Source organism: Actinomadura sp. 9N215, from assembly GCF_044326345.1.
Lineage (GTDB): Bacteria > Actinomycetota > Actinomycetes > Streptosporangiales > Streptosporangiaceae > Spirillospora.
Map to the genome: position 1 here is coordinate 39,062 of NZ_JBIRBA010000010.1, position 19,557 is coordinate 58,618.

Annotated in this window: 14 protein-coding genes; all 14 read right to left on the reverse strand. The window is 71.7% G+C overall.

From position 1 onward, the window contains the following. Nucleotides 1–15 precede the first annotated feature (15 nt). The gene (locus tag ACH34T_RS18165) at nucleotides 16–4,638 is read right to left on the reverse strand and encodes a DUF6603 domain-containing protein (RefSeq protein WP_395993324.1); all 4,623 of its coding nucleotides are present in this window, start codon (nucleotides 4,636–4,638) and stop codon (nucleotides 16–18) included. Then, on the reverse strand, nucleotides 4,635–6,569 hold the full coding sequence (locus ACH34T_RS18170) for a S8 family serine peptidase (protein WP_395993325.1): 1,935 nt from the start codon (nucleotides 6,567–6,569) through the stop codon (nucleotides 4,635–4,637). The genes ACH34T_RS18165 and ACH34T_RS18170 overlap by 4 nt, the downstream gene beginning before the upstream one ends. A gap of 120 nt (nucleotides 6,570–6,689) precedes the next feature. Beyond that, nucleotides 6,690–7,034: a 4Fe-4S binding protein gene (locus ACH34T_RS18175; protein WP_395993326.1), complete on the reverse strand. Its 345-nt coding sequence runs from the start codon at nucleotides 7,032–7,034 to the stop codon at nucleotides 6,690–6,692. Beyond that, nucleotides 7,031–8,605, reverse strand: a complete 1,575-nt coding sequence (locus ACH34T_RS18180) for an FAD-dependent oxidoreductase (RefSeq protein WP_395993327.1) — start codon at nucleotides 8,603–8,605, stop codon at nucleotides 7,031–7,033. The genes ACH34T_RS18175 and ACH34T_RS18180 overlap by 4 nt, the downstream gene beginning before the upstream one ends. Beyond that, nucleotides 8,602–9,573, reverse strand: a complete 972-nt coding sequence (locus ACH34T_RS18185; RefSeq protein WP_395993328.1) for an ABC transporter substrate-binding protein — start codon at nucleotides 9,571–9,573, stop codon at nucleotides 8,602–8,604. Before ACH34T_RS18185 ends, ACH34T_RS18180 begins: the two co-directional genes overlap by 4 nt. A gap of 34 nt (nucleotides 9,574–9,607) precedes the next feature. Further along, nucleotides 9,608–9,952: a 4Fe-4S binding protein gene (locus ACH34T_RS18190; RefSeq protein ID WP_395993329.1), complete on the reverse strand. Its 345-nt coding sequence runs from the start codon at nucleotides 9,950–9,952 to the stop codon at nucleotides 9,608–9,610. Then, the gene (locus tag ACH34T_RS18195) at nucleotides 9,949–11,598 is read right to left on the reverse strand and encodes an FAD-binding protein (protein WP_395993330.1); all 1,650 of its coding nucleotides are present in this window, start codon (nucleotides 11,596–11,598) and stop codon (nucleotides 9,949–9,951) included. Before ACH34T_RS18195 ends, ACH34T_RS18190 begins: the two co-directional genes overlap by 4 nt. A 73-nt stretch (nucleotides 11,599–11,671) precedes the next feature. Further along, a complete protein-coding gene (locus ACH34T_RS18200; protein ID WP_395993331.1) occupies nucleotides 11,672–12,394 on the reverse strand; it encodes an ABC transporter ATP-binding protein in 723 nt (240 codons plus the stop codon). Then, nucleotides 12,391–13,242, reverse strand: a complete 852-nt coding sequence (locus ACH34T_RS18205) for an ABC transporter permease (RefSeq protein WP_395993332.1) — start codon at nucleotides 13,240–13,242, stop codon at nucleotides 12,391–12,393. Before ACH34T_RS18205 ends, ACH34T_RS18200 begins: the two co-directional genes overlap by 4 nt. Nucleotides 13,243–13,794: 552 nt before the next feature. After that, on the reverse strand, nucleotides 13,795–14,208 hold the full coding sequence (locus ACH34T_RS18210; RefSeq protein WP_395993333.1) for an RNA-binding S4 domain-containing protein: 414 nt from the start codon (nucleotides 14,206–14,208) through the stop codon (nucleotides 13,795–13,797). 4 nt (nucleotides 14,209–14,212) lie between these two features. Then, a complete protein-coding gene (locus tag ACH34T_RS18215; RefSeq protein ID WP_395993334.1) occupies nucleotides 14,213–15,184 on the reverse strand; it encodes a 1-acyl-sn-glycerol-3-phosphate acyltransferase in 972 nt (323 codons plus the stop codon). A 1-nt stretch (nucleotide 15,185) separates the two neighbouring features. Then, nucleotides 15,186–16,007: a patatin-like phospholipase family protein gene (locus ACH34T_RS18220; RefSeq protein WP_395993335.1), complete on the reverse strand. Its 822-nt coding sequence runs from the start codon at nucleotides 16,005–16,007 to the stop codon at nucleotides 15,186–15,188. A gap of 185 nt (nucleotides 16,008–16,192) precedes the next feature. Then, nucleotides 16,193–18,154 (reverse strand): glycoside hydrolase family 3 protein, encoded by a 1,962-nt coding sequence (locus ACH34T_RS18225; protein ID WP_395993336.1) that lies wholly within the window; start codon nucleotides 18,152–18,154, stop codon nucleotides 16,193–16,195. A gap of 221 nt (nucleotides 18,155–18,375) precedes the next feature. After that, a complete protein-coding gene (locus tag ACH34T_RS18230) occupies nucleotides 18,376–19,440 on the reverse strand; it encodes a PRC and DUF2382 domain-containing protein (RefSeq protein ID WP_395993337.1) in 1,065 nt (354 codons plus the stop codon). Between the last annotated feature and the right edge of the window lie 117 nt (nucleotides 19,441–19,557).

Genomic DNA, 19,557 nt, shown 5'->3' on the forward strand with positions numbered 1-19,557 from the left:
TCTTCAGGGGAGTCATCAGGGGAGGTAGATCTCGGCGGTGGCGGCCAGCTCGGTGGGATCGGGGCCCGGGGCGGCCGCTCCGGCCAGGGACAGGCCGCCCACCACGAGGACGCGGCCGTCCGCGAGATCGACGGCCGGGAAGTCCCATCGGCCGGTGGCCAGCGGGGCGGTGGTCGTCCAGGTGCGAGAGGTCGGGTCGAAGACGATGGCGGCGCGGTAGCCGGTGGTGGGGCGTGGGCGTCCGGTGCCGCCGGTCACTACCGCGCCTGCGGGCGTCCAGACGGTTCTGTGGCCGCTGCGGCCGCCGCCCGGCATGTCGGGGACGCGGGTCCAGGCGCCGGTGACCGGGTCGTACAGTTCGGCCGAGGCCAGGCTGTCCGCGCGGTACGGGATGGCGGGAACCGCGTCGCCGCCGGTGACGAGCACGCGGCCGTCGCCCAGCAGCGTCGCCTGATGGCCTTTCCGTGGGGTGAGCAGGCTGCCGGTCGGCGTCCATGATCCGGTTCCCGGGTCGTAGATCTCGCAGAACGCGAGCGCGCGCTCGCCCTCGCCGGTCGGCAGCGCGCCGCCGATGACGAGCACCCTGCCGTCGATCGGCACCGCCTGGTGGCCGGTGCGGGCGCAGTTCATCGGCTTGACTTCGGTCCATTTCAGCGTCCCCGGGTCGAGCAGCTCGGCCGACGCCAGCGCGGCGCCCCGGGATCCGGTGCCGCCCGCGACCAGCAGCCGCTCGCCCAGCGCCGTGGCGGAATGCCCGGACCTGGCGGTGGTCAGCTTCGCCTGCGGGGTGCTCCAGACGGCGGCGACCGGCTCGAACACCTCGATCGAGGCCAGCGGGGCGTTGTCGGCGCCGAGCCCGCCCGCGGCCACGACGCGTCCGTCGGCCAGCTTCGTCGTCGTGTGGCGTCGCCGGGCCGTCGCCAGCGGCGGGGTCGCATCGGCCCAGGTCGCGGCGATCGGGTCGTACACGGCTGCGGCGGCCACGGCCTTCCCGGTGGCGTCGGCGCCGCCCGCGATGAGCACCTTGCCGCCCGTCATCCGGACCGCGTCGGCGGCCGCGACGGCGGACGGCGGCGGGCTCGCCTCCGTCCAGGTGCCCGGCTGGGCCGCCGCGCCTCCGCCGACCTCGGCCTGGGGCAGGACGTGCAGTTCCCCGGCCAGGGTCGCGTCCGCGCGGATCCAGCGCGCCATGGCGTCGGCCGCCGTCGCCGCGCTGCGGAAGCTCGACGTGGTGGAGCCCGCCGCCACGGGCGGGAACGCCTGACGGTTGTTGCGCCGGTACGCGACGACGAAGCGGTCGCCGGTGACCCGCACGGTCTCCTTCGCCGCGAAGGGCTGCCGCAGCCGCGCCTCCCGCTGCGAGATCGGTGAACGGGCGGTGCTGTTGCCGTCCAGCAGCTGCCCGAACACCGCCGGAGGCGGGCTGTAGAGCTTCGGCGCCCGGCGTACGGCCTGCCCGTTCGCGGCTACGCGTCCGTTCGGAGCTGCCTGGGCGTTCGGGGCTGCCTGGGCGGTCGGCCTCGGTGGCCTGCTGTCGATGATGTGCAGCTCGTACCGGGCGCTGCGCCGAACCACACGCGGCGACGCGATCGCGCCCTTGTCGGCGGTCAGCTCAAGACCGGCGTCCTGCTTCTCGTACGCGGGACGGGACAGCTTGGCGGCGTCGTCCATGTCCTGGAACTGGGCCATGGCGAACTGGTCGTCGGTGTCCGACACCTGCTCCAGGCCGCTGCCCCGTACCGGCGTGACGGTGAACCGCTTGCCGTCGCTCGGACGCTGCGCGCCGACCCGGTCGATGCGCACGCCGAGCGGGATGGCGCGCTGATGGATGAACAGCGTGCCGAGCGGATGCAACACCAGCTCGTCGCCCGCGGGCAGCTGGCGCAGCGTGACCAGCGGGTTCGTGCCGCCCGCCGGGAGCCGGGTCTGCCAGCCCTCCGGCTTGCGCACCTCGCGCTCCAGCAGTTCGAACACCGCGACCGGCGGCAGCGTGGTGGCGCGCTCCTCGCCCCAGGAGATGTCGAAGTCCGCGGAGATCTCGAAGAACAGCAGGGAGATCGAGCCGCGGCCGTGCGCCCGCCACGCGTTCGGCCCCTCCAGCGTGAAGCGCAGGTCGATGCCGAACAGGCCGACCCCGAACGCCTTCAGCGAGACGCCCGCGGAGATCTCGATGATGAACGCGAACGGCGAGAACCGGAAGAGCGCGTCGAACGCGAGATGCCCCTCCAGTCCGAAGTCGTCGAAGCCGAGCCGGATCTCCACCTTCGCGCCGAACTGGGCCGAGTTGCTGGTCACCGCGAAGTAGCCGGACACCCGGATCAGCCGTCCGGGGGAGTTCAGGATGTCCATCGAGATCCGCGGCGGGATCGGGAACGGCAGCGGCGGCGGTTTGAACGACGGGTGGAACCCGCCGACCGAGAGGACGAAGTCCGGATTGTCTCCCCAGTCGATGAGCAGGCCCATCCCGCCGTCGAGGGTGATGGTCAGGATGCGGGAGTCGAACAGCTGCGCGTAGAACCACAGCCGCGACTTGTCGACCTCCAACGCGCCGATGAAGTTGACCTGCAGGACGAGCAGCGGCACGTCCTTGGTGGGCAGGATGCATTTCAGCACGCCGAGGATCGCGATGTTGCCCGGCGGGATCTCGACGATCACCCCGAGCGACACGCTGACCAGGGTCGGCGTGCCCCAGCCGATCTTCGCCATCGGCCCGACGAGGAACCGGCCCTCCTCGGGCGGGAAGAACTTCCGCAGGTCGCTGACGATCCGCGGCGCGTTCGCGATCACGTCGCGCGGGAACATCACCGACTCGACGGCCCCGGTCACCACCCCTTCGACGAGCGCCGCGAGGTCCATCCTGCGGTTCAGGCCGAGGATGCCGCCGACGCCGAGCAGCGTGAACCCGAACCCGAGCTGGATCCCGCCCCCGCCGAACTCGGCGGTCAGAATGATCAGGAGCGAGAACCCGGGCCTGCCGTCCGGCATCCGGGTGCTGATCAGCCCGATCGCCTTGACCTCGATGAACCCGGCGAACTCCAGCTCCAGCGCCCCGGCGTACTCCCCCCGGTCCGGGTCGAAGGACAGGTAGCCGCCGCCGGCCACGATCCCGGCGTCGATCGCCAGGCCGACGCCCTTCGGCGGCTTGAACCCGAGCGCGACGTCGACCGGGCCGAGGTTGCCGCCCCCGTCGGGGAAGCGCGCCGCGGCGAGGATGCCGACACGCTCGACCGACGCCTTGATCGGCCCGAGCGCGCCCTTGAAGTCGGCGGAGATCTCGATCGGGAGCGAGCCGTCGGCGGGCAGGCCGACGCTCACGTGCAGCGTCGTGACCTCCAGCGGGCCCAGCTTCAGGTGCAGGGGCAGGGCAAGTTCGAGGGTCGCGCTGCCCTCCAGCTGGAGGCCGGACGACGGCGTCCACAGCAGCCGCAGGTCGAAGTCCGTCTCGAACTTCGCGCCGACGAGCTTGCCGATGAAGCCGTCGGCGCCGGACAGGTCGATGGCCAGACGACCGCCGGCGAGCTCCACCTGGGCGGACGGCTCCGCCGTCGCGGTGCCGTCGAGGCCCGCGCGGGCGTTGAGCCCCACCGCCAGGCTCGCCGTCTCGATGCTCAGGCCGCCGATCCGGGTGTCGCCGAGCAGCAGGATCGGCTCGCCTGCCTTGCCGACGGTGAACGCGGCCGTGACGCTGAACGCGGCCGCGGGCGCGCCCTCCGGGGACACGATCGTCATGTCCAGGGCGGGTGACAAGCGCACCTCGGAGGCCGCGGCGAGGGCGCCGTCGACGCTGACGGTGAGCGCGGTCCGATCGCCGAGCGGGATCTGCTCCGTCGACTTGCCCGCGAAGCCGAGCCGCAGCGGGAAGGCGAGGCCGCCGTCGCGCACGCCGACGATGAGCGACGGTCCGATCAGGACGGCGCCGACCCCGCCGGAGCCGGTCGTGATGTAGGAGCGGTCGAGGCGGTCGTCCCCGGAGTCCAGCAGCCGGGCGAGCAGCTCGAACAGCAGCTTCCCGTCGAAGCCGGGCGTGCCGAGGCCGTAGGCGTCGCGGAGCACCGACAGCGGATTGCCGAGGAACAGCCCGATCCGGTCCCAGCGGATCGTCCACGAGAAGTGCGGCGGGAACATCGGGTCGGCCGGATCGCCGTGGTGGTCGCGCCCTTCGAGGAGCCCGGCCGTGGCGAGGAACATCGTGGCCTTGGGCAGCCGCACGCGGAGCCGGTCGACGACCATGCGGGTGAGGATCAGGCCGGGCAGATCGTCCAGCAGCGCCTGCGCTTTGGCGCGCTGCTCGGGCGTGATCGAGGACGAGTTCAGCGCCGCGTTCACGCCGTTGTGCACGTTCGCCAGCCCGGTCAGGACCGTGGCGATCCGCTGCGCGACCGCGGCCCCGTTGGCCGTGATCCCGATGCCGTCGTCGGTGTCGATCGCCACGTTCAGCGCGGTGACGAAGTTGCCGAGGTCGGCGGCCGCGCGGGCCGTGTCCGCCGCGGCGCCCGCGACTCCGGCGAGCGCGTCGTGGTCGATCGCGACACCGAACTCGACGAGCAGCTCGCCCGGATCGGCGAGGGCGTCGGCGAGCGGCCGCAGCGCCTCGCCGATCAGCGCGGCGACCCTTTCGAACGTTCCCGCCTCGCTCATGGCGTGCTCGCGGGGGTCGCGGCCAGCGCGGCGGCGGCGTCGAGCTTGCCCGCGCCCCATATCGCGTTGGGCAGCACGAGCTCGGGCGGGATGTGGTCCTTCTTCGTCGTCGCGGCGAGGATCCGCCGCACGTCGACGTACGTGAGCTTCGGGTTCTTCTGGAACATCAGCGCGATGACCCCGGCCACGTGCGGCGCAGCCTGGCTCGTGCCGGAGAAGATGGTGTGGCGCGTGAGCAGCCAGCCGCCGTAGCGAACCCTGATGTCCTTCTCGTGCTCTTCATGCGAGTCCGCGGCGGAGATGATCCGCCGACCGGGCGCGACCAGGTGCGGGCGGACGCGCTCGGGCGGCACGCCGTGCGCGCTGTCCAGGCCGCGGCTCGAGCTTTCCGCGATCGAGCCGTAGGCCTTGAAGTTGCTGCCCGGCTCGGACGCGTAGGCGCCGACCGCGATGACGCTGCGCGCCGTGGCCGGTGAGGTGATGGTGTTGTCGGTGACGATGTCACCGAAGGCGAGCTGCGGCCAGATGTCGGTGTCCTCCCGCTCGACCCACACGTCGACCGTCGCCGCCACGCCACCGATCTCGTGCAGCTCGATCTTCCAGGTTCCCTTGCGCACGGGGCTTGTGAGCGTGACGTCGATCTTGCGCTTGCCGTTGTTCGGGTCGGGCTGCGCCGGTGAGACGACCCTCGCGACCACCGTGCCGCCGATGGAGATCGTGCTCTCCTGGCCCGGCTTCGTCCAGTCGCTCGGGGTCGAACGCGGCGGCGTGAGGCGCAGCTCGATCTGCGCCGCGCCGTCGTACCAGAAGTAGAGCTCGTCTTTGCTTATGTCCTCGGACAGCCTGAGCCCGGGGAAGACGATCTCTTCCACCTCAAGCCGGAACGACGCGTTGCCGGACGCGTTGATGTTCTTGCGGCCGTGGCGGCGGGTGTCGCCGTCGTTTCCGGCGGCGACCACGATCGCCCGCCCGGGGATGGGGTTGCCGTTCGCGTCGTGCATCAGCTTGTCGAGCGCCCGTTCCAACGCGGACGTCCCGTCGCGCGCCCCTTCGTGGGTGCCGAAGCTCATGTTGATGACACAGGGGGCGCCGCGTTTCGCCGCGAGGTGGTGGATCAGCGCGGCGGCGTCGCTTGCGGCTCTGGCGGAGACGACCGTGGCCGAGTTGACGAAGGCGATGTCGGCCTCGGGCGCGACGCCCACGAACGTGAACGGCGGGAACTGGCCGTCCTTTCTCGACATGCTGCCCGCGGCGATCCCGGCGACGTGCGAGCCGTGGTCGTGTAGGCCGACGGTGAAGATCTTGCGGGTTTGGTTGAGCTCGACGATCTTGGCGATGACGGACTCTTCCCACCAGATGCCGTAGCTGAACGTGGCCGGGAAGTCGAACTTGCTCGGTGGCTCCTGTCCCTCCCCGGGTGGGTTGACCTGGTCCCAATAGCCGACGATGCGCGACTTCGGCGGCGTCGTGTTCGGCACGACGAACGTGGGGTGGGTGACCGAGAGGCGATTGTCGATGATGCCGACGAGGACGCCTTTACCGGTTAAGCCCGGCAGGCCGCCCGCGTTGTACGGCGGCGAGTTCGCGCGGAGCGAGGTGGCCTTGATCTCGCCCATGCTGCGGTCGATGTGCAGGTGCGTGCGCGCGGACCCGGCGATCCAGCGGACACCGGCCGTCGCGGCGAGTTCGGCGACGTCGGCGAGGGCGACCGACCCGGTGACCAGGTCGCCGTTGACGTGGCCCGGGTCGAGGCCCGCTTCGACCATCTCGTCGAGGTCCCCGTCGAAGGTGACGAACACGTCGATGCGGTCGTCCGGATCCGCGCCGCGTCCTTCCCAGTGGAGGAGGGCGCGCAGCACCTCCGCGTCGCAGTTCGAGCACGCCGTCAGCGCCGATGTCGAAGTGACGACCTCTGCACGAACAGTAGTCACACCAGGTCCGCCTTCGATCCCCATGACAACCCCTTAACTCGTGCCCGATGGCAAGGTGTCACAGAAACCGCATGGCTAACAGTCCGTGGCCAGTCTCGGCCTCTCCGTAGCTAATCCGGGTTAGGGGGATTGGCCTAGGCGAGCGGTGAAGATGTGGTTGCGGTCGGCGCGGCTGCCCGGGGTGCGGCCTTGGCCCCAGCCGATTATGCGGCGGTAGGCGCCGAAGGCGGTGGCCAGTGAGGTTTCGTCGGTGTGGGTGGAGTTCGGCGGAGCCGGGGTGCTGAATGGCGCTACGTAGAGGGCGTCCGTTGGGCAGTGGGCCTCGCACATGAAGCAGGTCTGGCAGTCGCTTTGGCGGGCGATTATCGGAAGGCCGTCGGGGCCTCGGTCGAACACGTCCGTGGGGCAGACCTTGATGCAGATGTCGCACTGGACGCAGCGGTCCGCGCTCACCACTTCGATCATGCTGCGACCTCCTGGGGCTCGGCGGCCGTCCATTGGTCGTCGAGGCCGCCGATCAGGCGTCGGTGCTCGAAGCGCTGTAGTTGTGGGAGGCGCTCCAGGCGGTGCATGCCACGGGATTCCGGACGGGCCAACGCCGCGCGGTAGCACCAGCGGGCGTGGACCGTCATCGCGGCGGCAGAGCGCGCGCGGAGGCGTTCGCGGCCTGTCCCCGCGATGCCCTGGGACGCGATCCGTTCCCACAGCGCGTCGAGCGTTGACAGGGAATCGCGGAGCCTGTCGCGGGTGCGGAAGAGGTTGCGGTCGAGCGGGAGCATCTCGTCCTGGACGGCGCGGATGACCGTTGCCGCGTCGAGGCGACCGGGGGTGAGGCCCGCGCGTCCGGCCGGGACGGAATGCGGGCGCGCGCGGCCCGTCGCGAACGCGGCGGCACCGTGGCCCGCCCAGGTGCCCGACGAGATCGCCCACGCGCCGTTGTAGGCGCCGCCTCCGCTGACCGCCCCGGACAGCAGTTCGCGCGTCGCGACGTCCCCGGCGGCGTACAGGCCGGGGACGGTCGTCGCGCAGTCGTCGCCGGTGATCCGGAGGCCGCCCGTCCCGCGAACCGTGCCCTCCAGGACCATTCTCACCTCATATTTGTCGCGGAAAGGGTCGATGCCGGCCTTGTCGAGCGGCAGGAAATAGTTCGGCTGGGCGTTCCGCATCGCCTCGTGCAATTCTGGCGGCGCCTTGTCGAGGCGCGCGTAGACCTTTTCTCCTCTCGCGAGCCGGGACGCGACTTTGATTCTGGCGCCGAGCGGGTCCGGTACGTCGATTGTGCGGCCTTGCGCGGTGTAGTACGTCGCGAACTGCATCATCAGGCCTTTGGTGTGCGACCCGCGTGCCGGGGAGAACGCGTAGGCGCTGGAGAATTCCATGCCCGACAGTTCCGCGCCCAGTTCGGCGGCCATCAGATGTCCGTCACCGGTGTCGACATTGGTGCCGAAAGCACCGGACAGGAAAGCGCACCCGCCGGTCGCGAGGACGACGGCGCCAGCGCGGACGGTCCAGTTCGTCCCGCCCTTCTGGCGGGCGATCCCGGACGCTCCGGCGGCCACGCCCCAGTCGTCCACGAGCAGCCGCAGCGCCGGATGGTGGTCGAGGATCGTCACTCCGGACCGGTGCACACGGCGCCTCATCCGTTTCATGTACTCGGGGCCTTGGAGGCTGCCGCGGCGCTCGACGCCGTCGTCGTCGACGGGGAACGGGTACCCGAACGACGCGAGGTCGTCGACGCGGCGGTATGTCTCGTCGAGGGCCCGCGCCATCCAGCGGTGGTCGGCGAGCCGGCCGCTCTGCTCGAACCGCCGGTCGACCGCGCGTTCCCGCGCCGCCTCGTCCGGCGGGATGTACCAGAGGTTGTTGCCGCCCGACGCGGTCGGACCGCTGGTGCCGCAGTAGCCCTTGTCCGCGAGGACGACACGGGCCCCGGCGCCGGCCGCGGCGAGCGCCGCCCACGCCCCGGCGGGGCCGCCGCCGAGGACGAGGACGTCGGTGTCGAGAACGAGGACGTCGCCGGTGGAATGCGTGCTCATGGCCTGGCTCCGGGCGCCAGCCAGGAGTCGAGCGTGTAGGCCTTCTTGATAAGGCCCTGCTGGACGAGGAACGCCTTGGTCCCTTCGAGCAGCTTCAGGCCCTCGGCGGAGAACGGCTCCTCGGGCAGCTGCTCCTTGAGGGTCGTCTTGATCGTGATGTCGGGCGCGTACCCGCCCGTCCTGGCGACGTAGGCGGTGTAGCCCGGCCAGTCGGCCTTGGCGACCCGCACGGACTTGACTTCGGTCTGCTGCCAGACCTTCACGATGTCCTGATGGCCCGCCAGGTACTTCTCCGTCACGACCGTGACGGACGTGCCGAGCAGGTCAGGATGATTCCGGGACGCGACGTCGATCGACGTGTAGCCCTTCTTCTCCTCCGCCGCCTGGTCCGCCGAGACCAGGCCGCCCGCGTCGATCGAGTTCTTCTCCAGCGCCGCGATGATCGCCGGCGTGTACATGTGGATGATCTCCTTCGGCTTCACCCCCGCCTGCGCAAGCGCACCGAGCAGGTAGCGGTGGATGTACGAGCCGGTCTGGACGCCGATCCGCTTCCCTTGCAGATCCTTGAGGGACGCAGGACCGCCGTCCTTCTTGGCGACGATCGCGGCGTCCAGGCGGACGGAGTTGAGCGACACCAGCCGGGTCGGCAGGCCCTGCCCGCGTCCGATGAGGGCCGGGGTGTCCCCGTACATGCCGATGTCGAGGGAACCGCCGGCGAGGGCCTGGTTCAGGTCGGGGCCGTTCGGGAACGTCGCGACCTTGATCTTGGTGATGCCGGCGGCCTTCAGCGCCGGCAGCAGCTCGCCGCGCTGGTCGAGGAACCCGACGGCGCGGGTCAGCTTGTTGCCGACCCCCGAGCCGATCACTCCGACGCGGAGCGTCCCGGAGCCGCTGTCGGCCTCGGAGGAGCCGCACGCCGTCGCGGCGAGGACGATCAGCGCGGCGGCCAGCACTCGGGGCAGTTTCACGATGGTGCCTTTCACGGGTTCTTCTGGTGATGTCTCAGGAGGTGAGGGGCGCGCCCGGCCGATCGAGGGACGGGCCGATCGCGAGCTTGGCGCCGGGGGTGCGCCCGTGGCCCCAGCCGATCTGCGCGCGGTAGGCGCCGAGCGTCCCGGCCGCGGCGAGCGCCGCCTCGTCCGGAGGCTCGGGCAGCGGGTGCGAGCGCGGGTCGACGAACAGCGCGTCGACCGGGCAGTACGCCTCGCACATGAAGCAGGTCTGGCAGTCGCTCTGCCGCGCGATGACCGGGACGCCGTCCGCGCCGCGGTCGAAGACGTTCGTCGGGCAGACCTCGACGCACTTGTCGCAGGCGATGCAGCGCTCCCGCGAAACGATCTCGATCATGACGCCACCGCCTGGGTTGGGGCCGGGGCCGCTGTCTCGGGACGCGTCCAGATCTCGTCGAGGCCGCCGGTGATGAGCCGGTGGTGCTGGGCCGGGTCCTGGTCCGGCGTGTCCTGGCGCTTGTGCATGCCTCGCGTCTCGGTGCGGGCGAGCGCGGCGTTGTACATCCAGCGGGCGTGCGCTGCCATCGCGGCGGCCGACCGTGCCCGGACGATCCCCGCGCCGTCCTCGCGGAGGGTGCCGCGCAGCTCGTGCCACGTCCGGTCCAGGGCGTCGAGTGCGGGGGCGAGGCGGTCGCCGTGCCGGAGCAGGTTCTTGTCGTAGGGCAGCACCTCGGCCTGGACGGCCGCGACAAAGTCAGCGTGGCCGGCATGGCTGACGCGGTGAGTGTGGCCGCTGGTCGCGGTACCGGACGGGCGGAGGCCTGCCTCGCCGAGTGCCCGCACTGATCGCGTCCTGGCTCGTCCGCCCAGTCCGGCCGCGTAGCGTGCGGCGCCCTGCCCCGCCCAGGTGCCCGACGACATCGCCCACGCCGCGTTGTGGCTGCCGCCGCCGGTGAAGCCGCCGCAGATCAGCTCGCGGGTGGCGGCGTCGCCCGCCGCGTACAGTCCGGGCACCGAGGTGGCGCAGTCGGGACCGGTGATCCGGATGCCGCCGGTGCCGCGGACGGTCCCCTCGGCGAGCAGCGTGACCGGGAACAGGTCCGTGAACGGGTCGATGCCCTGCCGATCGAACGGGAGGAAGAAATTGGCCTGCGCGAGGCGCATCGCCCGCTGCTCCTCTGGCGTGGCTTGGTCGATGCGGCACAGGACGGGCTCGCTGAGCAGCGTCCGGGCGATCACGGACCGTCCGCGGCGGCTGCCCGCGCCCTCCAGGACGGTCCCGTCCGCGCGGTAGAAGGTGGCGAACGAGTAGAACGCCGTCTTCGTCACGGACGTGAAGGCCGGGGCGATCGCGTACGCGTTGGAGAACTCCATGCCGGACAGTTCCGCGCCCGCCTCCGCCGCGAACAGCGCGCCGTCCCCGGTGTTGACGTCGCAGCCCAGCGCCCTGCTGAGGAAGGCGCACCCGCCGGTCGCGAGCACGACCGCGCCCGCTCTGACCCGGAACGGCCGGTCGTCCCGGATGCGGTACCCGGCGGCCCCGGCGACGACCGCGCTCGCGCTGGGGCCGGTGCCTTCCGCGAGCAGTTCGGTGATCGGGCTGTGGTCGAGGACCCGCACGCCCGCACGCCGGACTCGGACGCGCATCCTCCGCATGTACTCCGGCCCCTGCAGGCCGCGCCGGATCTGCCGTCCGGTCTCGTCCTCCGGGAACGGATACCTGGAGATCTCGGCCAGTTCGTTCATGTTCGCGTACGTCTGGTCGAGGACGCGGGCCATCCATTCGCGGTCGGCGAGGTGGCCGCCGAGGCTCTCGCGGCCGGCCATGGCGGCCTCCCGCGCGGCCGGTTCCGGCTCGACGTACCAGACCCCGGTGCCCGCCGACGCCGTCGCGCCGCTCGTCCCGAGGTACCCCTTGTCGGCGAGGACGACGTCCGCGCCGGCCTCCGCCGCCTTGATCGCGGCCCACGCGCCGGCGGGGCCGCCGCCCGCGACGAGCACATCGGCGCTCAGCTCGGTCACGTCGTCGGTCAGCTCGGTCATGATGCTCTGCCTTTCTGGGGGCGACCCCCAGGCCCCCGGGACGGTCGGCCCGAAGATCCTCGCTTCGCTGCGGTCATCGGGCCTCCTTGGCGGTGGCGACGGCTCGCACTCCGAGCCCGTCGAGCAGGTCGCGCCGCAGCGCGATGAACCGCGGGTCGTCCAGCGACCGCGGCCGGGGAAGGTCGACGGCGTACTCCCGTTCGATCCGGCCGTCCGCGAGCAGCAGCGCGCGGTCGGCGAGCAGGAGCGCCTCCTCGACGTCGTGCGTGACCAGCAGCACCGCCGGACGGTGCTCGGCCCACAGGTCGGCGACGAGGGCCTGCGCGTTGAGCCTGGTGAGCGCGTCCAGTGCGCCGAACGGCTCGTCGAGCAGCAGGAGATCGGGCGTCCGCACCAGCGCCCGGGCCAGCGCGACGCGCTGCGACTCGCCGCCGGACAGGGTGAGCGGCCACGCGTCGGCGCGCGCCGTCAACCCGACCTCGGCCAGCGCCGAATCGGCCCGTTTGCGCAGGTCACGGCCGCGCAGGCCGAGGACGACGTTGTCCCACACCCGGCTCCAGGGGAGCAGGCGGTGCTCCTGGTAGACGACGGCGCGCTTCCCTGGGACGCCGATCTCACCGCTGCCCTCGCCGTCCAGCCCGGCCAGGGCGCGCAGCAGCGTGCTCTTCCCGGATCCGCTCGCGCCGAGCAGCGCGACGAACTCGCCGGGCGCGATGTCGAGGTCGACGCCGTCCAGGACGGCCCGCTCGCCGAACCGCCGCCTGAGCCCGCGGACGCGCACTTCGTTCGCGGTCATCGCGCCACCAGCCCCCTCCGCCAGGCCAGGGCGCGCCGTTCGATCAGCCGCACCAGCAGGTCCGTCGACACGCCGAGCAGGGCGTACACGACGAGCACCAGGAAGACCGTGTCCATCTGGAGGAACTGGGTGGCCTGGTTGATGACGAAGCCGATGCCGCTGGCCGTCGCCGACTGCTCCACGACGACGAGCGTCAGCCACGCGACGCCGAGCGACAGCCGCAGCCCGACGAGGATCTGCGGGAGCGCGCCGGGCAGGATGACCTTCCGGACGAGCCCGAGCCGTCCGAGCCCGCAGGTCCTGGCGGACTCCACGAGCCGTTCGTCCACGCCCCGGATGCCGTGGAACACGTTGATGTAGAGCGGGAACACGACGCCGACCGCGATCAGGCCGACCTTGGACGTCTCGCCGATCCCGAACCAGATGATGAACAGCGGGACCAGCGCGAGGTGGGGCAGCATCCGGACCGCCTGGACGGGCGCGTCGATGACGTCCTCGCTGACCCTGAACAGCCCGGACAGCAGACCCAGGACGAGGCCCGTCGGCAGCCCGATCGCCAGCCCCTTCAGCACCCGCACCAGCGAAACCCCGAGGTTCTCGAACAGCGCGCCCGACGACACCATCTCCCAGCCGCGCACGGCGACGTCGCTGAGCGGCGGGGTCGTGCTGCCCAGCCAGCCCGCGCGCGCGCCGACCTCCCATAGCGCGAGGACGACGACGAGCCCGCTGACCTTCCGTGCCCGGCGCAGCAGTGACATCAGCACGGCCCCGGAACGGACGGCGCCGCCCACGCTCCGCGCCGCTTCGGGAATCGCCGAGCGAGGTGGATCGAGCAGGTCGGTGGACACGTTGCACCTCCAGAACGGAAGGAAGACGGGAGAACTCGGGGCCTCGCGGGCTGCCGGCAGGAGAAGACGCGGCCGATCAGCGGCGGCCGTGGCGTGCGAAAGAGCGGTTCAACAGGACGCGCTGCACACGCGAAGGAGGTCGACGTGGCGCCTCGCCACCAGGACCTCCGCTGCGTTCATGCCCTTAGCATGCACACGGCACCGCCCCCTGTGAACCCCTCAAAAAGTCCCTTCCACCTGCGAAGACGCCCACCGCCAAGGAGATTTCCTATAAAACCTACCGTTTTACCTGGGAATATACCGAAATCGCCCCCGCCACCACTCCACGCCACGGTTACGCAGATCACACCACCCGGAAACCCCACCCCGAACAGCCCGTGACCCACCCCCCACACACAGTCTCCCCCCGCACAAGGACGGGACCGTCCAGCATCTGGCGGAGGAGGCCCTCGCGCTTTCGGCGCACCTGGACGACGAACTACGCCGCGGCGATGCAGGCGGGTGTGAGCGCGGCTCCGGACGTTCGGGATGGTTCGGTTGAGGGCGGTGTGTTCAGTCGGTGGAGGGGGGGTCGTTGAGGGTGCGGTAGCGGTCGAGGATGCGTTCCAGCTCGCGGCGGTCCCGTTTGGTGGGACGGCCCGCTCCGCGGTCGCGGCGGCCGATCGGGATGAGCGCCTCGCGCGGTGGCGGGGGCGGGCTCTTGTCGATCAGGCATTCCTGCGCGGCGGGCGCGCCGACGCGCTTGCGGATGATCCGCTGGACGATGACGATGCGCTCACGTCCGTCGTGGCGGAGCCTGATCTCGTCGCCGGGCTTCACCGCCGTGGACGGCTTCGCGCGCTCGTCGTTCACGCGGACGTGGCCCGCGCGGCAGGCGGTCGTCGCCATCGAGCGGGTCTTCAGCAGGCGCACGGACCAGAGCCACAGGTCGACCCGCACCGTCCCCTCGTCGCCCATGCCGTCCATGATGTCACTTTGGGGCGGGTGCGCGGTTGGCGGTGATCCACGCGTCGGCCCGCTCCCACTGAGTGTAGAGCCAGTCGGTGCGGGCGTCGCGGTCGCGCGGGACGTCCTCGGCGGGGATCCGCCACCAGCGGGCGCGGACGGGCTCGTCCAGCGGGACGCGCCGCCAGACGTCGCCGACCGTGGTCATGTGGTCGAGCCCGATGTGCGCGACGAACACGACGTCCGCGGACGGGGCGGACTCCAGCGCGGCCAGCACCCCGCCGGGACGCGGCGGCATCAGGTTCCGCATCGCGGCGGCGCGTTCCGCCTCGTCCCGCCGGTGCAGCCGGGCCAGGCGGCGGATCGCGCGGCGCCGCCGCTCCGGGGTGAAGTTGCCGCCCTCGGGGAAGATGAGGAGCGCGTCGCGGGGGGCGAGGTCCTGGGCGAGCCGGCCGATGTCCTCGACGGCGCCGCCGCCCGGTGTGACGAACACGTTCGGCAGGCGGTTGGCGGCGATGTCGACGCAGGGGTCGAGCTGGAGCTGCGCCTTCATGACGACGCGCGGGCGCCGCCGGTAGTCGGTGAGCAGGTGGTGGACGAGGAGCAGCGCGTCCCCCGGGCCCGCGTGGCGGCTGAGAACGATCAGCGGCCGGTCGCCCCCGCCCTCGCCACTGCCTTCGCCTTCGATTTCGGTGCGGAGGCCGAGGTGTCGCTCCGCGACCGAGTACAGGGCGGCGACGTAGCGGCGGATGATGTCGTAGTGCCGGTCGTCGTGGGCGCGGCGCCGGCACCACAGCCACCCGAGTTCCAGGACGGCGGCCGACTCCCGCGTCCCCCACGCCAGCGCGAACCGCAGCAGCCGGGCCGCCCGCCTGCGGTCGCGTCCGAGCGACCACGCCGCCGCGTACGCGACCGGGAACACGACGACGATCAGCAGGGTGAGGACGAACAGGAGCGGCGTGAACACCAGGCGGCGGACGGCAGGGGGTGGCAGCATCTCACGCTCGTTCCTTGAGGTACGTCAAGGATGCCTGGTAGGCGCGTTCGATGTGCGCGGCGATTCCGGAGAGGTTCCGGTAGCGCATCTGCGCGAGGTCGACGCCCGCCCGCTGCGGCCCGCCGCCCGCCGGGAGGACGTGCACGGTCAGGCCGTCCGGGAGGGCCGCCATCTCCTCGAAGAAGCGGTGCCGCCGCGCGATCTCGAACGCGACCATGCCGACCTCCCACGGGCGGCGCGGCGGCGGCAGGTCCCGTTCGATCCGGCCGACGTGCAGGACGTAGATGGTGGTGGCGCCGAGCATCACGGCGCGGCTGACCGGGATGCTGTGCACCAGCCCGCCGTCGAAGTAGTGCCGGTCGCCGACGCGGACGGGCGGCAGCAGTCCCGGCGCGGCGGACGAGGCCAGCACCGCCGGGATGAGCGGTCCTTCGGTGAACCAGTGCGCCATCGCCGTCTCGATCCCGGCGGCGACGCACTGGAACGGGACGGTCAGTTCCTCGAACGTCCGGACGGGCAGCAGTTCGTCCAGCATCCGGCGGAGGGGCTCGTTCGAGTGGAGGTGGGTGCCGGAACGGGCGAGCGTCCACAGCCGCGCCCAGACGCGCGCCCCGAACACGGCGCGGACGGAGTCGTCCGACCACAGGCTGGTCAGCCGCTCGACCGCCGCCGCCCCCGGCCCGGCCGCGACGAACGCGCCGTTCAGCGCCCCGATCGACGTCCCGACGACCAGGTCGGGCCGGACGCCGGTCTCCTCCAGCGCCCGCAGCATGCCGACCTCGTGCGCGCCGAGCACACCACCGCCGCCGAGGACGAACGCCACTCGTGGCTCCTGCGGCTCCCGGTCCACGTGTTCACGCCCTCCCCTCGACCCCCGGCCCCCGCAGTTTCTCCGGAGGTGGTTGCGCTAAACGGGAGCGGGGCCGGCCGTCCGATGGTGGACGGCCGGCCCGTCGCAAGGATGCCGGTCGGTTTTGCGCTCCTTCCGTCAGCGCTCTGGTGCGTTGGTCAGTGGTCGCGGGTTCGGAGGCCGTGGCCGTAGGGGAACAGGGGCTTGTAGTTCCGGTCGCCGATGTTGATGGGCTCCTGGTCCTCGCTGCGCGGCCACGTCACCGGGAGGCGGCCGGTGAACGGGCGCTTGCCGAACAGGACGTCGGCCACGCCCGCGCCCTCGCTGCCGGGCAGCCAGGACATGACGAACGCGTCCATCCCGGGCAGCCGGTCGGTGACGATCTGCGGGCGTCCTGCCACGTCGAGGACGACGCAGGTCCTGATCGCGCCGCACACCTTGTCGATGTTCGCCTTGTCGGCGTCGGACAGGTTCAGCGTGTGCCCGTTGCCGACGTCGCCGACGCCTTCCGCGTACGGCTTCTCGCCGATCACGACGATGCCGGCGTCATGGCCCGCCGTCGGCGCGGACGCGTCCGCGCTGTAGGTGACGTGGGACGAGTTCTGCCTGATCCCGTCCAGGATCGTGGTGCCGGGGATGATGTCGCCGGACGATCCCTGCCAGCTGACCGTCCAGCCGCCGGCCTGGTTGCCGATGTCGTCGGCGTTGACGCCCGCGACGTAGATCTCCTCGTTCCGCTCCAGCGGCAGCGCGTGCCCGGAGTTCTTCAGCAGCACCTGCGAATCGGCGACGGCCCGGCGGGCGACCGCGCGGTGCTGCGGCGAGCCGATCGTCCCGGCGTGGCGGCGGTCGGTGTACGGGTTCTCGAAGAGCCCGAGCTCGAACTTCGCTTTCAGGATGCGGCGGACGGCGTCGTCGATGCGCGCCGTCGTGACCCGTCCGGCCTGGACTTCCGCCAGCAGGGTCTGCACGAACTGCGGAGTGCTGTACGGCTCCATGAACATGTCCATGCCCGCGTTCACGGCGGTGCGGACCTGCGTGGCGTAGTCGCCCGGGATCTGGTGGATGGCCTCCCAGTCGCTGATCAGGAACCCGTCGAACCCGATCTTCTGCTTGAGGACGTCGGTCAGCAGCTCCTTGCTCGCGCTCATCTTGACGGGGTTGCCGACGCCGTCCTCCGTCCAGTCGACGCTGGAGAACGACGGCATGATGCTGCCGACGCCGTACTTCCGCACGGCCGTCACGTACGGCGCGAGGTCGATCTTCCCGAACGTCCGGCGGTCGGTGACGGTGACGCCCTGGTCGATGGTGTACGTCCCGGACGTGGACGAGCCGAACACCGTGTCGCCGTCCCCGGCGTAGTGCTTGGCGGTCGCGAGGACGTGCCGCGGGGTCGCGAGGTCGCGCTTGTGGCGTCCCTGGAATCCCTCGATGCCGGTCTCCAACTGGACGACGAGCCCCGGGTCCTCGCCGTAGCTCTCGTACGCCCGGCCCCAGCGCAGGTCGCGGACGACGCAGACGCACGGCGCGAAGACCCACTGCGGGCCCGTCGCCTTCGTCTCGACGGCCGTGATCTGCTGTGCCTCGCGCACCAGCCGGGGGTCGCGGGTGGCGCCCATGGCGAGGTTGTGCGGGAACACGGTGGCGCCGACGAGGTTGTTGTGGCCGTGGACGGAGTCGACCCCGTACAGCAGCGGGATCTTCAGCCGGGTGGCGAGCGCTTTCGACTGGTAGGCGTCCACCATGTCCGCCCAGCCTTTGGGCGTGTTGTCGGCGGGCACCGAGCCGCCGCCCGACAGCACCGATCCGAGGCCCAGCTTCGTGATCTGGTCGCGGTCGCCGTCGACGGCGCCGCGCTCGGCCTGGGCCATCTGGCCGATCTTCTCCTGCGGGGTCATGCGGCCGAGCAGGTCGTCGACCCGCTTCGACACCGGCAGCCGCGGGTCGAGATAGGGGGCGTGGCCGTCGGCCGCGGCGCCGATCGGGGCCGCGGTGGTGGGGGCGGCGGCCGCCGCGGCGGGCTGCGGGGCGATGATCGACGGGAGTGCGGCGATGGTCGCGAGCGCGGCCAGTGATCGCCCGATCCGGGTGGCGATGACGCGCCTTCGGGGGTGTGGCAACTCGTCCCTCCTGGGTCGCTGCAAGACGCCGCGCGACCCGGCGGGCCGCGCGCCGGGGACCCGGAGTCACGGCTCGCCCGGACGGCCATGAACCCTGAACCCCGGTGTCGACTTCACCCAGGAACCTCTACCGCACCCGCTTATCTGTCAAGAAACCTGCCTAACAGGCGTCCTGGGACGGGCGCCCCCGGCCAGGCCGGCGGGTGAAACGGTGGCGCGGGTCAGCTGGACGGGTCGCCGCGCTCGCCGCGTCCGGGGCCGCGCTGGCCGCGCTCGGCGGAGGGGCGGTCGGTTCCGGGGCTCTCGTCGCGGGTGACCTCGACGCGCTCCTTGCGGAGTTCGCCGCGGACCGTCTGCTCGTCCTGCACCCGCTCGGTCCTGACCCGGACGCGTTCGACCGGCACGGTCTCCTTGGTCATGATCGGGCGCTCCTCGTAGAGGATGATCTCGCGGTCCGCCTCGGCGATGGACACGTCCGGGCTCGGCCGGCCGTCCTTGATGGGCTCGCGGTCGATCTTGATCTCCTCGTGCGCGACGGTGACGGTGCGCTCGACCATCTCGGTCTCGACCCACTTGTGGATGCGGACGCGTCCGGACTCGTGCCGCTCGGTGTCGACGCGCATCCGCTCCTCCGACCGGGTCATCTCGGTCATCGGGGCCTCCGCGCCCGTGCGCGGCGACTGCTGCGGCATCGCCTGCTCGCGCTCTCCCTCGCGCCCTTGATCACGCTTGGCCCGGTCGGGACGGACGGCCATCCCGGCCGCGCCCGCCATTCCGGCGGTGCCGGCCGCGCCCGCCATGCCCGGGTCGTCCGGCTTGCCGGACCGGCCCTGCGAGCCGGACAGGTCGGCGGCGCTCTCGCCCTCGGCGCCGGCCTTGTCTTCGGCGGCGGCCTCGCCCCCGGCCTTGGGGCGGTCTTCGGCCGTGCCCTGCGAAGTGTCCGTCTCGCCGCCGCCGCCGCTGCGTCCGGCCGGGGGACGCACGCCGTAGTGGCGGTAGAGGTTCACGATCTGGCCGTGCGACAGGTGCTCGTCCGCGTCCACGTTCGGAGCGCCCTTGATGGTCTCCTTGTCGTACGGGACTCGCAGCATGTCCTCGCTCTTGCGCGCCCCGGACAGGGGTACGAAGCTCTCCCTCATCCCGAACCATCCGGTGTGCACGGTCACCCATTCGGGGGCGCCGGAGTCGTCGTTGAGGTAGACCTGCTTGATCGTGCCGACCTTCGTGCCGTTGGTGTCGGTCACGCTCATGCCCATCAGTTCCCGCACCTGTGTCTGCGTCTGCACGTTGAACACCTCTGCTTCCGTGAACGCTGCCGGACGGCGGGGGGTGAGGGGAGGCGTGCCCGCCACTCGGTAGCGGTGAATCTCTCGGACCGGACGCCGGCGACCCCGACGTCTTGT

Coding starts and splice junctions, on each gene's coding strand:
- ACH34T_RS18200 (WP_395993331.1), bottom strand. CDS start 12,394: ATGACCGCGAACGAAGTGCGCGTCCGCGGGCTCAGGCGGCGGTTCGGC.
- ACH34T_RS18175 (WP_395993326.1), bottom strand. CDS start 7,034: ATGATCGAAGTGGTGAGCGCGGACCGCTGCGTCCAGTGCGACATCTGC.
- ACH34T_RS18195 (WP_395993330.1), bottom strand. CDS start 11,598: ATGACCGAGCTGACCGACGACGTGACCGAGCTGAGCGCCGATGTGCTC.
- ACH34T_RS18165 (WP_395993324.1), bottom strand. CDS start 4,638: ATGAGCGAGGCGGGAACGTTCGAAAGGGTCGCCGCGCTGATCGGCGAG.
- ACH34T_RS18190 (WP_395993329.1), bottom strand. CDS start 9,952: ATGATCGAGATCGTTTCGCGGGAGCGCTGCATCGCCTGCGACAAGTGC.
- ACH34T_RS18180 (WP_395993327.1), bottom strand. CDS start 8,605: ATGAGCACGCATTCCACCGGCGACGTCCTCGTTCTCGACACCGACGTC.
- ACH34T_RS18215 (WP_395993334.1), bottom strand. CDS start 15,184: ATGCTGCCACCCCCTGCCGTCCGCCGCCTGGTGTTCACGCCGCTCCTG.
- ACH34T_RS18210 (WP_395993333.1), bottom strand. CDS start 14,208: ATGGACGGCATGGGCGACGAGGGGACGGTGCGGGTCGACCTGTGGCTC.